11 protein-coding genes are annotated in these 13,332 nt (G+C 70.2%); 4 read left to right on the top strand and 7 right to left on the bottom strand.

Annotation, left to right across the window (positions count from 1 at the left end):
- Nucleotides 1–5: 5 nt before the first annotated feature.
- Nucleotides 6–1,157 carry a lactaldehyde reductase gene (gene fucO / locus BLQ50_RS14680; RefSeq protein ID WP_093185177.1) on the top strand — a complete coding sequence of 384 codons (1,152 nt, stop codon included), beginning with the start codon at nucleotides 6–8 and terminating at the stop codon, nucleotides 1,155–1,157.
- Between the two features lie 151 nt (nucleotides 1,158–1,308).
- Here fucO and BLQ50_RS14675 read toward each other — a convergent pair whose 3' ends face one another.
- From BLQ50_RS14675 to BLQ50_RS14660, 4 genes are all read right to left on the bottom strand, one after another.
- Entirely contained in the window at nucleotides 1,309–3,333 is a 2,025-nt protein-coding gene (locus BLQ50_RS14675) for a heavy metal translocating P-type ATPase (protein WP_093185174.1), read from the bottom strand.
- A gap of 202 nt (nucleotides 3,334–3,535) precedes the next feature.
- Entirely contained in the window at nucleotides 3,536–3,823 is a 288-nt protein-coding gene (locus BLQ50_RS14670; protein WP_093185172.1) for a heavy-metal-associated domain-containing protein, read from the bottom strand.
- A gap of 121 nt (nucleotides 3,824–3,944) precedes the next feature.
- On the bottom strand, nucleotides 3,945–4,733 hold the full coding sequence (locus BLQ50_RS14665) for a Crp/Fnr family transcriptional regulator (protein ID WP_093185169.1): 789 nt from the start codon (nucleotides 4,731–4,733) through the stop codon (nucleotides 3,945–3,947).
- A 107-nt stretch (nucleotides 4,734–4,840) separates the two neighbouring features.
- On the bottom strand, nucleotides 4,841–7,411 hold the full coding sequence (locus tag BLQ50_RS14660) for an ATP-dependent Clp protease ATP-binding subunit (RefSeq protein WP_093185167.1): 2,571 nt from the start codon (nucleotides 7,409–7,411) through the stop codon (nucleotides 4,841–4,843).
- Nucleotides 7,412–7,684: 273 nt separating this feature from the next.
- Between BLQ50_RS14660 and BLQ50_RS14655 the strand changes: the two genes are divergently transcribed.
- Nucleotides 7,685–7,924 (top strand): DUF1049 domain-containing protein, encoded by a 240-nt coding sequence (locus BLQ50_RS14655; RefSeq protein WP_093185164.1) that lies wholly within the window; start codon nucleotides 7,685–7,687, stop codon nucleotides 7,922–7,924.
- A 50-nt stretch (nucleotides 7,925–7,974) separates the two neighbouring features.
- On the opposite strand, the gene BLQ50_RS14650 is transcribed toward BLQ50_RS14655, so the two are convergent.
- Both BLQ50_RS14650 and pgi read right to left on the bottom strand, forming a co-directional pair.
- Nucleotides 7,975–8,949, bottom strand: a complete 975-nt coding sequence (locus BLQ50_RS14650; RefSeq protein WP_093185162.1) for a YwiC-like family protein — start codon at nucleotides 8,947–8,949, stop codon at nucleotides 7,975–7,977.
- A gap of 133 nt (nucleotides 8,950–9,082) precedes the next feature.
- Nucleotides 9,083–10,741 (bottom strand): glucose-6-phosphate isomerase, encoded by a 1,659-nt coding sequence (gene pgi / locus BLQ50_RS14645; protein ID WP_093185160.1) that lies wholly within the window; start codon nucleotides 10,739–10,741, stop codon nucleotides 9,083–9,085.
- Between the two features lie 156 nt (nucleotides 10,742–10,897).
- On the opposite strand from pgi, the gene BLQ50_RS14640 reads away from it, so the two are divergent.
- Nucleotides 10,898–12,277 carry a serine hydrolase domain-containing protein gene (locus BLQ50_RS14640; protein WP_093185157.1) on the top strand — a complete coding sequence of 460 codons (1,380 nt, stop codon included), beginning with the start codon at nucleotides 10,898–10,900 and terminating at the stop codon, nucleotides 12,275–12,277.
- A gap of 53 nt (nucleotides 12,278–12,330) precedes the next feature.
- Here the strand turns inward: BLQ50_RS14640 and BLQ50_RS14635 are convergent, their stop codons facing one another.
- On the bottom strand, nucleotides 12,331–12,630 hold the full coding sequence (locus tag BLQ50_RS14635; protein WP_175559147.1) for a PspC domain-containing protein: 300 nt from the start codon (nucleotides 12,628–12,630) through the stop codon (nucleotides 12,331–12,333).
- Between the two features lie 205 nt (nucleotides 12,631–12,835).
- Here BLQ50_RS14635 and BLQ50_RS14630 point away from each other — a divergent pair, with 205 nt between their 5' ends.
- Nucleotides 12,836–13,276: a hypothetical protein gene (locus tag BLQ50_RS14630; protein WP_093185148.1), complete on the top strand. Its 441-nt coding sequence runs from the start codon at nucleotides 12,836–12,838 to the stop codon at nucleotides 13,274–13,276.
- Nucleotides 13,277–13,332: the final 56 nt, after the last annotated feature.

Below are 13,332 nucleotides of genomic sequence, written 5' to 3'. Positions count from 1 at the left end.
TCACCATGGTCCAGCGCATGATCCTCAACCAGACCGCGTACTTCGGCCGGGGTGCGATCAAGGAGATTCCCGGGGCGCTCGTCGCCCAGTGTGCCACCAAGGCCCTGGTGGTCACCGGCCAGGTGCTTCTGGACACCGGGGTCGCCGCGAAGGTCACCGCCCTGCTCGACGCCGTCGGCTTCCCCTACGAGGTGTTCAGCGACGTCGAGCCGAACCCGCCGATCGAGAACGTCCGAGCCGGCGTCGATCGGTTCCTCTCCTCGGGGGCCGACGTGCTGCTGGCCATCGGGGGCGGCTCGCCGCAGGACACCTGCAAGGCGATCGGCATCGTCGCCGCGAACCCGGAGTTCGCCGACGTGCGCAGCCTCGAGGGCGTGGCCGCGACCGGGTGCCCCAGCGTCCCGATCATCGCAGTGCCCACGACGGCCGGCACCGCGGCCGAGGTGACGATCAACTTCGTCATCACCGACGCCCAGAACGCCCGCAAGTTCGTCTGCGTGGACCCGCACGCGATCCCGGTGATTGCCATCGTCGACGCGGACATGATGGACGGGATGCCGGCCGACCTCAAGGCCGCGACCGGGCTCGACGCCCTCACTCACGCGATCGAGGGCTACACGACCGTGGGCGCGTGGGAGCTGACCGACACCCTGCTCCTCAAGGCCATCGAGATCATCGCCCAGTCGCTGCCCGCCGCCGCGGCGGGCGACCCGGATGCCGTCGAGCGCATGGCACTGGGCCAGTACATGGCCGGGATGGGGTTCTCCAACGTGGGACTCGGCCTCGTGCACGCCATGGCGCACCCGCTCGGCGCGCAGTTCGGCACCCCGCACGGTGTGGCCAACGGCATCCTGCTCGCGACCGTCATGGAGTACAACGCCGAGCACACAGGCGAGAAGCTGCGCGACGTCGCCGTCGCGCTCGGCGTCCCGGAGGCGGCCTCCCTCTCCCTCGAGGCCGCCGGTAAGGCAGCGGTCGAGGCCGTGCGGGACCTCGCCCGCAGCCTCGGCAATCCCTCGAGCCTGCGTCAGGTGGGCGTCGGCGCCGAGGGCCTCGATGCCCTGACCGACGCCGCGCTGGCCGACGTGTGCGCGAGCGGCAACCCGCGCCCGGCCACCCGTGAGGACGTCCGCGCGCTGTACCGCTCGGTGTTCTGAGCCGGGCGGTCGCCGACTCTCTCGCGAGGACTGGCGCACCGTGCGCCTGACCGCGGCGGCAGTCAGCCGCAATGACGGACGCAATGACGCGCGCAATGACGACGGGCCCTCGACAGATCCAGGGCCCGTCGTCGTTGCGGTCAGGGTGCGGTCACACCGCCATCTTCTCGGCCACCCGATCACCATCGGTCGCAGCGCCAGCCGCGCCGGTCGCGCGCCTCGGCGTCGTCCCCGTTGACCCGGCCGGGGCGATCGCTCCCCCGCGGCGGCGCAGCAGCCGCATCGCATTGGCGATGACAACGAGCACCGAGACCTCGTGCACCAGCATCCCGAGGGACATCGTCACACCGCCCAGCACCACCCCCGTCAGCAGCAGCACGACGGTGACCAGCGCGATCGCGATGTTCTGGCGCATCGTCCACACCGTGCGTCGGGCCAGCCGGATCGCCTCGGGCAGCAGGAGCAGGTTGTCGCTCATGAGGGCGATGTCCGCGGTCTCGACCGCGACGGCCGACCCGGCCGCCCCCATCGCGACCCCGATGTCCGCGAGCGCCAGCGCCGGAGCGTCGTTGACGCCGTCGCCCACCATGGCGACGACGTGCCCCTGGCGCTGCAGCTCTTCGACAATGGCCAGCTTGTCCTCGGGCAGAAGGCTCGCCCGGACCTCGTCGACCCCGGTCGCCCGTGCAACCGCCTGCGCCACGAGCGGGGCGTCCCCGGTGAGCATGATGACCCGCTCAATCCCGCTGGCATGCAACCGCCGGACCATCTCGGCCGCGTCCGGGCGGATCTCGTCGGCGACGGCGATCACCCCGACCACCTCGTCGTCGACCGCGACGATCATCGCCGTGCGCCCGGCCGCGGTGAGCTCGGCGGACGCGGCGTCGGCGCCCGCGAGGTCGACGACCGCGAACTGGTCCAGCAGCGCGGCGTTGCCCACGAGCACGCGCCGTCCGCCGGTGTGCGCGACGATGCCCTTACCCGGGACGGACTCGGTGAGGTCGGCCAGCGCGGGCGCGTTGATCCCCGCGGCGGCTGCGGCGGCCAGGATCGGTCGCGCCAGAGGGTGCTCGGACCCGGACTCCGCCGCCGCTGCCCAGTAGAGGACCTCACTGCGCCCCGCGTCGATGCCCGACGCCGAGACGGCGGCGGCTACCGCAGATGCCCCGGCCTCGTGGTGGGCGGTACCCAGCACCACCACATCGGTGAGCACCGGACGGCCGCGTGTCAGCGTGCCGGTCTTGTCCACGGCGACGACCGTGACCTTCGCCGAGGTCTCCAGGTACTCCCCGCCCTTGATGAGGATTCCGTCCTTGGCCGCGCGCCCGATCCCCGCGACCACTGCCACCGGGATCGAGATAACCAGCGCACCCGGGCATCCGATGACCAGCAGCGTCAGCGCGAGCACCACGTCTTGGGTGGCCACGCCGAACACGACGGCGAGCAGGATGATCACGGGGGTGTACCAGGCGGAGAAGGAGTCGATGAACCGCGCGGCCTTCGCCTTGGCGTCCTGGGCGTCTTCGACGCGGTGGATGATCCGGGCCAGGGTGGTATCGGCGCCCACCCCGACCGCGCGGACCTGCAAGAACCCGCCATGGGAGACCGTCCCGGCGAAGACCTTGTCCCCGGCGACCTTCTCGACCGGGAGCGACTCCCCGGTGATCGACGCCTCGTCGAGCGCACCGGTGCCGGCAATGACCTCCCCGTCGACGGGGACCTTCGCTCCGTTCTTGACCAGGACCGTCTCCCCGACGGCAACCCCCGCGGCCGGCACCTCGACCTGGACGCCGTCGCGCAGGACGACCGCCGTGTCGGGCGCGACGGCGATGAGCTCGGCGAGCGCGGATCGCGTCTTGTTCAGGGTCGCAGTCTCGAGCGCATGCCCAACCGCGAAGAGGAACGTCACCGCGGCCGCCTCCCACCGCTCCCCGATGATCAGGGCCCCGATCGCCGCGATCGTCACGAGCAGATCGATCCCGACGACGCGCGCCATCGCCGCGCGGAACGCCTTCACCGCGATCGGGGTCCCGGCCACGACGGCCGCGCCCGACATCGCGATCGCGCCGACCATCTCGGCGTCGAACACCCCGGTAGCGGTCCGGGACGCGAGGATCAGCGCCCCGGACACCACAGGGATCTTCCATCCCTGCCACAGCCGCGCGATCCTCGTCATGGTCGATCCTCCGTCTGGTCAGGGCCCGTGGGTCCGTATTCTGAGTGTTTGGGTGGTGTGGCCGGCCGGCTCCAGGAGATCGCGGAGCCGTGCCGGTCGCACCGGTGAGCGCTCGTGCTGCGCTCGTCTTCGTCATGGGCTCACCCGGTGAGGCGGTCGCCCGTTGGGGCGCCCGCTACCCCCGGTGCGTCGCGCTCCGCGGCTAGAACGCCGATGCGGTCGCGGTGTAGCCCGCCTTGGCGACGGCGGCGATGAGGTCCTCGACGCTCACTGCGGCCGGGTCGTGGTCGATCTCGATCCGCGCAGACGCGAAGTGGACCTTGACGCCGGTCACTCCAGCCACGCGGCCGACCTGCTTCTCGATCTTCGCCACGCACGACGGGCAGGAGAAACCCTCGGCGCGCAGGGTGGTCCGCACGGTCGCAGTCACGGTCGCAGTGGTCGATGTGGCCGTCGCTGCGGCCGGGGTGGGAAGTCCAGTGGTAGTCATGGTCGTCCTCGTCTCTGATTCGTCCCACGAATGGTGGGGGGGTAATCACGACAGTAGGGGAGGCGACCAGCGCCGACCATGACGCAGATCAGTTAACGACAGACCTGCCCACCCTGCGCCATCAGCCCTCGGCAAGCGCGGCGAGGCGGTCCCGGTCGACGACTGCGGTCCACCCGCGCCCGGAGTCGATCACGCCGTCCTTGCGCAGCGCGCTCATGACCCGGGAGACGGACTCCGGCGTCGACCCGGTCATGCCCGCGAGGTCTCGGCGGGTCAACGGCAGGTGGATGAGCGTGCCGCGACCGTCGCCGAGGTCACGACCGAACTTGTCCGCCAGGCGCACGAGCCGCGCGGCGACCCGCTGCGCCACGGTCGCAGAGGAGACCTGCGCGACGTCGGACCGCGCCTGGGTGAGCAACGCGGCGGTGTCGTCGAGCGCACGCAGGGCCACCTGCGGGTAGTCCCCGAGCAGCTCCCGGAACGCCGCGGAGCCGATCCGCAGCGCGCACGTGGTGGACAGCGCCTGGACCGTCTCGGTGTGCCGCAGCTGGCCGAGGACCTGCAGGCCGCCGAACAGGTCACCGGGGGCGAGCAGGTCGACGACGATCTCCTGGCCGTCGGGCGTTCCCCGCCAGGCCTTGGCGCGCCCCGCGGCCATGACAAAGAGATGCTCGGCGGGGTCGCCCGCCCGGTAGAGGGCATCTCCGGTGGCCCAGGCAAGGGAGGTCATGCGCGCATCGATGCCGGTGAGCTCGTCGTCGGACAGCCCGGCGAAGAGCGGGACCCGCTGCAGCACGCGCATCCGGACCGGGGCGGGGCAGCTGTGCGGCTCCGCGCACGCCGCGCGCAACGGGATCTGGCGCCGCCCGGACGGGCCCGGTCGGGTCGGGTCACGCGGGTCGGGGGACATGACCCGAGCCTAGGCCCCATGCACGCGTCCTGGAGGACGCACGGCGAAGGGCCCCGGACCAGGTGGTCCGGGGCCCTTCGTCAACGCAGTCGGTCAGCCGAGTCGGATCACTCCGCGCCAGCGGTGGCCGCGAGGCCACCGGTCGGCGGCAGCTTGGTGATGTCCACCGGGCCGTCGCCGATCACGAGCGCCGCGGCGGCGGCGACCGGACCACTCTTGTGATCTTCCTTGGGGACCCCGCGGAAGGTGAACTCTCCGAGGATTCCCTCGCCCTCGGCGTCGACCAGGATCATCTGGCCGGCCTTGATGTCGCCGAAGAGGATCTTCTCCGAGAGCACGTCCTCGATCTCGCGCTGGATCGCACGACGCAGCGGACGCGCACCAAGAACCGGGTCGTAGCCCTTCTCGGCGAGGAGCGTCTTCGCGGCAGTCGACAGCTCGATGGCCATGTCCTTGTCCTGCAGACGGCCGTCCAGCTTCGCGATCATCAGGTCGACGATCTGGACGATCTCGTCCTGGGTCAGCTGCGGGAACACGATCGTGTCGTCCACGCGGTTGAGGAACTCGGGCCGGAAGTGCTGCTTGAGCTCCTCGTTGACCTTGGCCTTCATGCGCTCGTACGTCGTGCCCAGGTCGCCGCCGGCGTTGAAGCCGGTCTGCATCCCCTTGGCGATGTCACGGGTTCCAAGGTTCGTGGTCATGATGATCACGGTGTTCTTGAAGTCCACGGCGCGGCCCTGGGAGTCGGTCAGGCGACCGTCTTCGAGGATCTGCAGGAGCGAGTTGAAGATGTCCGGGTGGGCCTTCTCGACCTCGTCGAAGAGCACGACGGAGAACGGCTTGCGGCGGACCTTCTCGGTGAGCTGGCCACCCTCGTCGTACCCGACGTAGCCGGGAGGCGAGCCGAAGAGCCGCGAGACCGTGTGCTTCTCGGAGTACTCCGACATGTCGAGCTGGATGAGCGCGTCCTCGTCACCGAAGAGGAACTCCGCGAGCGCCTTGGCAAGCTCGGTCTTACCGACACCGGTCGGACCGGCGAAGATGAACGAACCACCCGGACGCTTGGGGTCCTTGAGGCCGGCCCGCGTGCGACGGATCGCCTGCGAGATCCCCTTGATCGCGATGTCCTGCCCGACGACGCGCCGGTGCAGCTCGTCCTCCATCTTCAGCAGGCGCGAGGACTCCTCCTCGGTCAGCTTGAACACCGGGATACCGGTCGACATGGCCAGCACCTCGGCGATGAGATCCTCATCCACCTCGGCGACGGTGTCCAGGTCCCCGGACTTCCAGGCCTTCTCGCGGTCGGCACGCTTCTGCGTGAGCTGCTTCTCGGTGTCGCGCAGCGCAGCGGCCTTCTCGAAGTCCTGCTCGTCGATCGCAGACTCCTTGTTGCGGCGCGCCTCGGCGATCTCGTCGTCGAGCTCACGCAGCTCCGGCGGAGCGGTCATCCGGCGGATGCGCAGGCGCGCGCCGGCCTCGTCGACCAGGTCGATCGCCTTGTCCGGCAGGAACCGGTCGTTGACGTAGCGGTCGGCGAGCGTGGCCGCGGCCACGAGCGCGCCGTCGGTGATCGAGACGCGGTGGTGCGCCTCGTAGCGGTCGCGCAGGCCCTTGAGTATCTCGATCGCGTGCGCCAGGGACGGCTCGGCGACCTGGACCGGCTGGAAGCGGCGCTCGAGGGCGGCGTCCTTCTCGATGTGCTTGCGGTACTCGTCCAGGGTCGTCGCGCCGATGGTCTGGAGCTCACCACGGGCGAGCATCGGCTTGAGGATCGAGGCCGCGTCGATCGCGCCCTCGGCCGCACCGGCTCCGACGAGGGTGTGGATCTCGTCGATGAACAGGATGATGTCTCCGCGGGTGCGGATCTCCTTGAGCACCTTCTTCAGGCGCTCCTCGAAGTCACCGCGGTACCGAGATCCGGCCACGAGGGAGCCGAGGTCGAGGGTGTAGAGCTGCTTGTCCTTGAGCGTCTCGGGGACGTCGCCGGAGACGATGTCCTGCGCGAGGCCCTCGACGACGGCAGTCTTTCCGACGCCGGGTTCGCCGATGAGCACCGGGTTGTTCTTGGTGCGGCGGCTGAGCACCTGCATGACGCGTTCGATCTCTTTGCTGCGACCGATGACCGGGTCGAGCTTGCCCTCGCGGGCAGCCTGGGTCAGGTTGCGACCGAACTGGTCGAGCACAGCCGAGCCGGCCGGGGTTCCCTCGGAGGGTGCGCCCGAAGCGACCTGCTCCTTGCCCTGGTAGCCGGAGAGCAGCTGGATGACCTGCTGGCGGACGCGGTTGAGGTCGGCGCCCAGCTTCGTGAGGACCTGGGCGGCGACGCCCTCGCCCTCGCGGATGAGACCGAGCAGGATGTGCTCGGTGCCGATGTAGTTGTGGCCGAGCTGCAGCGCCTCGCGCAGGGACAGCTCGAGGACCTTCTTCGCGCGGGGCGTGAAGGGGATGTGACCGGAGGGGGCCTGCTGGCCCTCGCCGATGATCTCGGTGACCTGTGAGCGCACCGCATCGAGTGAGATGCCCAAGGACTCAAGTGCCTTGGCTGCTACACCCTCACCCTCGTGGATGAGGCCGAGCAGGATGTGTTCGGTCCCGATGTAGTTGTGGTTGAGCATCCGTGCCTCTTCTTGGGCAAGGACAACCACCCGACGGGCTCGGTCGGTAAATCTCTCGAACATGTGCGCTCCTCACAGGTGCGGGCCGGAACTGGAAGGCTCCCAGGCCTGACCGCATCGACTCTAGTAGCCACCAACGGGTCAGTCCCTCTCGATATGCCCTTGTTCGCCGCAGGCGTGAAGACTGGTCCCCTCACTCCGGCTCCGCGCGCGACCCGCTCGCGCCTGCCCGACGGCGTGGCGCGGCCGGATCCGCGGCGCGCGGCGGCCAAGTTTGGTATGAATTGGGCAACGGATCGGGGCCCCTCGACCGATCACCACCCCGGAGGAACTCCCATGTCTGAACCGACCCCTACGCAGAGCTCGCTGGCCGTCTTCCTCAAGCAGCGCTGGCTGGGGATCCTCATCGTCGTTCTCGTCGCAGTCTTCGTCCTGCAGAACACAGGCGATCTCCGCGTCCACCTGTTCTGGATGACCCTCACCACCCCGACGTGGCTCCTGCTCGCGATCCTCTTCTTCCTCGGTGTCGTCGCCGGATCCTTCCGCACGAGCCGCAAGCACCGCGCCAAAAAGTAGTCCCCCCCGGCCCCAGCCCTATACGGTGCGCGGGTTGACGGCGGGCGGGGTCAGCCGAGGAGTCCGACGACCCCGAGGGCCAGTGCGCCGACCACGACCGACGCTGCGAACTCACCGAGGCCGAACTGGATGGGCTTGGCCGCGGTCCGCGGGACCCACCACGATCGCGCGGCGAGCAGGGCGAACACGACCACAACGGGCCCCCATGCCTGCCCGACGGCGGCCGTCAGCCCCGCCGCAGCCACCGTCACGACGGCGTGGTAACCCACCGACACTGCCAAGAACCCGCGGTCCCCGCGTCGGCGGATGAGGGTCTTGACGTAGAGAACCGTCCCGAAGAAGTAGACCAGGACGAGGGCGGTCGCCACCCAGACCTGGGGCCAGTTGGCTGGACCGGCCTGCCCTAGCCAACCACCGGCGTCGGACAGCGTAGATCCGGGCAGCGCCGATCCAGGTAGGACGGAGCCAGCTGGGGTGGATCCGGGTAGGGCGGGCGCCGGGATGCCCGCGAAGAAGGCGACGGGGAGCATGAGGCAGGCTGCCAGGACCGTGGTGGCGTCGTTGAGCAGCGACCGGTCGCGGCGCCGGTGGGAGCACCACAGGCTGATCACGACGAGCGGTGCGAAGGCCGGCGCCCACACCACGAGCCCGGGTCGTAGCGCGAGCACGGCGGCCGCGGGGACAACGAGCGCGATCGAGTAGGCGCGCACGGGCGGGACGTATCTCGTCTTCCGCCGCGACTTCAGCCACAGCCCGACGGCGTAGAAGTCGAAGTAGCCCACCACCCACAGCACGGCGAGCGGCAGGTGCACCGGCGCGGGGCCGGCGGCCAGCATCCCGACGACAAACGGGACGACGAGCATGGCCCACGCGCCGTGCTGGTCGGGGACCCAGCCAGGAGACCGGCGGCGCTTGGGCCGCGGGCGGCCTGTCGGCCTGGCGGGCGGTCTGGCCGTCGGCCTGGATTGCCCGGACGCCTGCCGGTTCGGCGGCCCGGTGGTCGACCCGGCCGCCTGTCGGGGCATCACAGGATCCATGCCGCCATGGTGCCAGCGCCTCGCTGGATGCCTCTGGGACCTCCGGCCCGATTGACGCACGGCGGGGCGGTGACCGACCAGGTCATCGCCCCGCGCGAGCCGCGATCAAAAAGTGTCCCGGTCAGCGACCACGCAGCGTGCGGTACCGGGTGATCAGCGCGTTGGTCGACGCGTCGGAGTCCGCCTCGGGCGCGTCGACCGAGGAGAGCTTGGGGGCGAGCTGGTCGGCCAGCACCTTGCCGAGCTGGACGCCCCACTGGTCGAAGGCGTTGATCCCCCACAAGACCGACTGGGTGAACGTGATGTGCTCGTAGAGCGCGACGAGCTGACCGAGGACCGAGGGCGTGAGCTTCTCGGCCAGGATCGTGTTGGTCGGCCGGTTGCCGGGCATGACCTTGTGCTCGACGATCGCGGCGGGCGTCCCGTCGGCGGCGACCTCCTCGGCCGTCTTGCCGAAGGCGAGCGCGGCGGTCTGGGCGAAGAAGTTCGACATGAAGAGGTCGTGCATCTCGCCGAGGTCGTGGTTGGGCACCGCGAAGCCGATGAAGTCGGCCGGGGTCATCTTCGTACCCTGGTGCAGCAGCTGGTAGAAGGCATGCTGGCCGTTGGTGCCCGGCTCGCCCCAGAAGATCTCACCGGTCTGCCCGGCGAAGCCGCCCGCCGCGTTCGCGCCCACGGGCGTGCCGTCCAGGTGCACGGACTTGCCGTTGGACTCCATGGTCAGCTGCTGCAGGTACGCCGGGAAGCGGTGTAGGTACTGACTGTAGGGCAGCACCGCGTGCGAGCCGGTCCCGTAGAAGTTGTTGTACCAGACGTTGAGCAGCCCCATGAGGACGGGGACGTTCTGCGCGAACGGCGTCGTCCGGAAGTGCTCGTCCATCTGGTGGAAGCCGTCGAGCATCTGGGCGAAGCCGTCCGGGCCGATCGAGAGCATGATCGCCAGGCCGACCGCGGAGTCGAAGGAGTAGCGCCCACCGACCCAGTCCCAGAACCCGAACATGTTCGCGATGTCGATGCCGAACTCGGCGACCCGCTCGGCGTTCGTGGAGACCGCGACGAAGTGCTTCGCGACGGCGGAGGCGTCGCCGTCGTAGGCACCGATGAGCCAGTCGCGCGCCATGCGCGCGTTGGTCAGCGTCTCCTGCGTAGTGAAGGTCTTGGAGGCGACGATGAAGAGCGTGGACTCGAAGTCGACGTCGCGGACCTTCTCGAAGACGTCGGTCGGGTCGATGTTGGAGACGAAGCGGCACTCGATGCCACGGTCGGCGTAGTCGCGCAGCGCCTCGTAGGCCATGACGGGGCCGAGGTCGGAGCCGCCGATCCCGATGTTGACGACCGTCGTGATGCGCTTGCCGGAGTGACCGGTCCACTCCCCCGAGCGGACCTTGTCGGCGAAGGTGCCCATCGAGTCGAGCACGGCGTGCACGTCGGCGACGACGTCCTGGCCGTCGACGACGAGCACAGCCTCGCGCGGCAGGCGCAGCGCGGTGTGCAGGACAGCGCGGTCCTCGGTGACGTTGATGCGCTCGCCGGCGAACATCGCGGCGATCTTGGCCTCCAGGCCGGCCTCTTCCGCGAGCGCGACAAGGGCGTCGATCGTCGCGTCGGTGACGAGGTTCTTGGAGTAGTCCAGGTGCAGCTCGCCGGCGTCGGCCGTCAGCCGCTCACCGCGGGAGGGGTCCGCGGCGAAGAGCGCGCGCAGGTTCGTGGCGGCGAGGGTCGCGTGCTCGTCGCGCAGCGCGCTCCAGGCAGCTGAAGCGGAGAGGTCGTATGAGGACACGGGGCGTCACCCTTCAAGTCGGATCAGGAGAGGGCGCGCCGAACAGAGGGACACGACCTTTCCTGAGGGTAGTCGGTCCCAGCACGCGCGGGCAGGGCCTTGGTCACGGTCATCGGCTCTGATCCGGCAGCTGGGCGACGTTGCTAGGTTGGCACCATGCCTGACGTCAGCGCCACGCGCGCCGCTCGACCGATGTCCCTGCCCGCGGCGACCCCGGAGAGCATGGGCATCCCGTCCGGCGCGCTCTCGGCGCTGGTCGAGCGTCTCGAACGGCTCGAGTCCGACCCGCATGCCCTCGCTGTCGCCCGGCACGGGCGCGTCGTCGCGCGGGGTGCGTGGGCCCCGTACCGGCTCGAGGACGCGACGCTCGTGTACTCGTTGTCAAAGACCTTCCTCGCGGCCGCCGTTGCCTTCGCGGTCGAGGAGGGGCTGATGGACCTCGACGCCCCGATCGCCCAGTACTTCCCCGAGGTCGAGGCTCCCGGCCGGTCCGCGCAGATGCGGGTTCGGGACCTGCTCTCCATGGCGACCGGTCATGAGGAAGACCTGGTGGAGCCGATCTTCGGTCCCGACCCCGTCGCCGGCCTGCTCGCGAGGGAACCCGAGCATGAGCCCGGCACGGTCTTCACGTACAACCAGTCGGGTCCGTTCCTGCTCTCCGCCGCGATCACCCGGCTGACCGGCCAGAGAGTCGGGGAGTACCTGCGCCCGAGGCTTTTCGAGCCGCTCGGGATCGGCCCGCGCTGGTGGACCCAGGCGGGTGAGGCCGACCTCGGTTTCACGGGTCTGCACGCCCGGGTCGGCGACATCCTCGCGCTCGGGCAGACCTTGCTCGACGGAGGTTCCTTCGGCGGGGCCCGCGTGCTCCCGGAGGGCTGGGTCGACCTCGCAAGTTCCGTGCACATCCCCACCTCGCCGCGCCCCTCGCCCCCGGACTGGCAGCAGGGCTACGGCTTCCTGATGTGGCGCAGCAGGCACGGATTCCGGGCCGACGGCGCGTGCGGCCAGCTCTGCCTCGTCCTGCCCGACGAGGGGCTCGTCGTCGCGCTCACGAGCGCGACCGATGACCTGCAGGCTGAGCTCGACGCCGTGTGGGAGACGCTCCTGCCCGCACTGGCACCCGCCTCTCTCGCCGAGGACGCGCCGGCCCAGGCAGCCCTCGCGCAGGAGCTGGCGCGGGCCGAGATCCCGCTAGCCCCGGCATCGTCGAACACGCCCTTCGCTCACGGGACGATGCGTCCCGACGGCGCCGGATGGACGGTCGACGTCGACGGCCTGAGCTTCGGGGTCGGTTCCGACGACTGGCGACGGACCCTGGTCCCGGTCGGGTCGTCGGTCCTCCCCATCGCGGCTCAGGGGCGCGCTACCGGTGACGGCGGGTGGGAGGCGACGGCCGTCGTCACCAGCTCACCGCACCGGATGCTCCTGCGGGCGCTGCCCGGCAGCTCGGTCGTCGAGGTGCGCTGGCACGTCCCGCCGTTGCGCAGCGACGACCTCCGCCTGCTCGCGGCGCCGGAGTGGGCGGCTGGCGAGTAGGCGCGCGGCTGGGCTGCCCTCGCCCGACGGCGGGTTGCCCCGCTCCGGTGGGGTCAACGACCCGACGGGCGGATCCACTCCTCGAGCGGGATCTTGCCGGTGCGCTCGTCCGGCAGGGCGATCCAGGCCGCGATGTAGAACCACACGCTCAGCCCGAAGAAGATCACCAGGACTATCAGGATCAGGCGCATCAGCCAGGCATCGATCCCGAGCCGGCGGGCGGTCGCGGCGGCGACACCTCCGAGGACCCGGTCGGTGGGACGGGCGAGCCCGAGGCGACGGACCCAGGCGAAGAACTTCTCCATCGGGGTCGGTGGCTGCGGCGGGATGTGTGCGTAGTCTGGCGTGCTCATGGGTCCATCTTGGCGGTTCCCGGGGCCCGCGCGCATCCGTGATTACCCTGATCTCGCCCCTGATCCGCGGTGGTGGCTACGGCGGGCAGGTGCCGCGGGCGGTTCCGCGGCCGGGACGCTCAGCTGGCCGGCCTCGACCCCGGAGATGGGATGATGGATTCCCGTCCTCATCAAGTTTTCCCACCCCCGCACGCCCCGGAGCACCATGACCAGCCCAGACCTGTATGTCATCATCGACCGCCTCACCGGAGGCGTCGTCGTGCCGCTCGGTGTCTGGGAAGACCCCGAGGCCGCCGCGGAGGAGATCGAGGACCACTACCCCGAGGTCACCGGCCAGTATGCGGTGCGCCAGCTGGTCGACACCGCGGGCCTGACCGACGAGTCCTTCGCACTCGCCGAGCATGTCCCCTCCGAGATCCCGGTCTCCCCGATCTCGACCGTGACGGGCGGCACCCTGCTCGCCGGCGACCTGTTTGCCAAGGTCAGCGGCGCTCGCTGCGCCCAGCCGGTCGACGGTGCTCCATGCGGGGCGCTCATCCTCGGCGACGACGTAGTCCAAGTTCTGGAGTCCGGCGACGTGTTCGTCACCGCGGCCGCGTGGGCCGGCTGGAACGCCGATCTGTGCGCGGCGCACTCCGGGATGTAGGGGGCGGAGATGCTCAGCCCTGGATAGAGTGAACTGTGAGGCGTTTCCCCGCAAAT

Origin of the sequence: Sanguibacter gelidistatuariae, assembly GCF_900096585.1 — a bacterium.
GTDB classification, from domain to species: Bacteria; Actinomycetota; Actinomycetes; order Actinomycetales; family Cellulomonadaceae; genus Sanguibacter; species Sanguibacter gelidistatuariae.
This window is presented reverse-complemented; position numbering and strand designations above follow the sequence as displayed.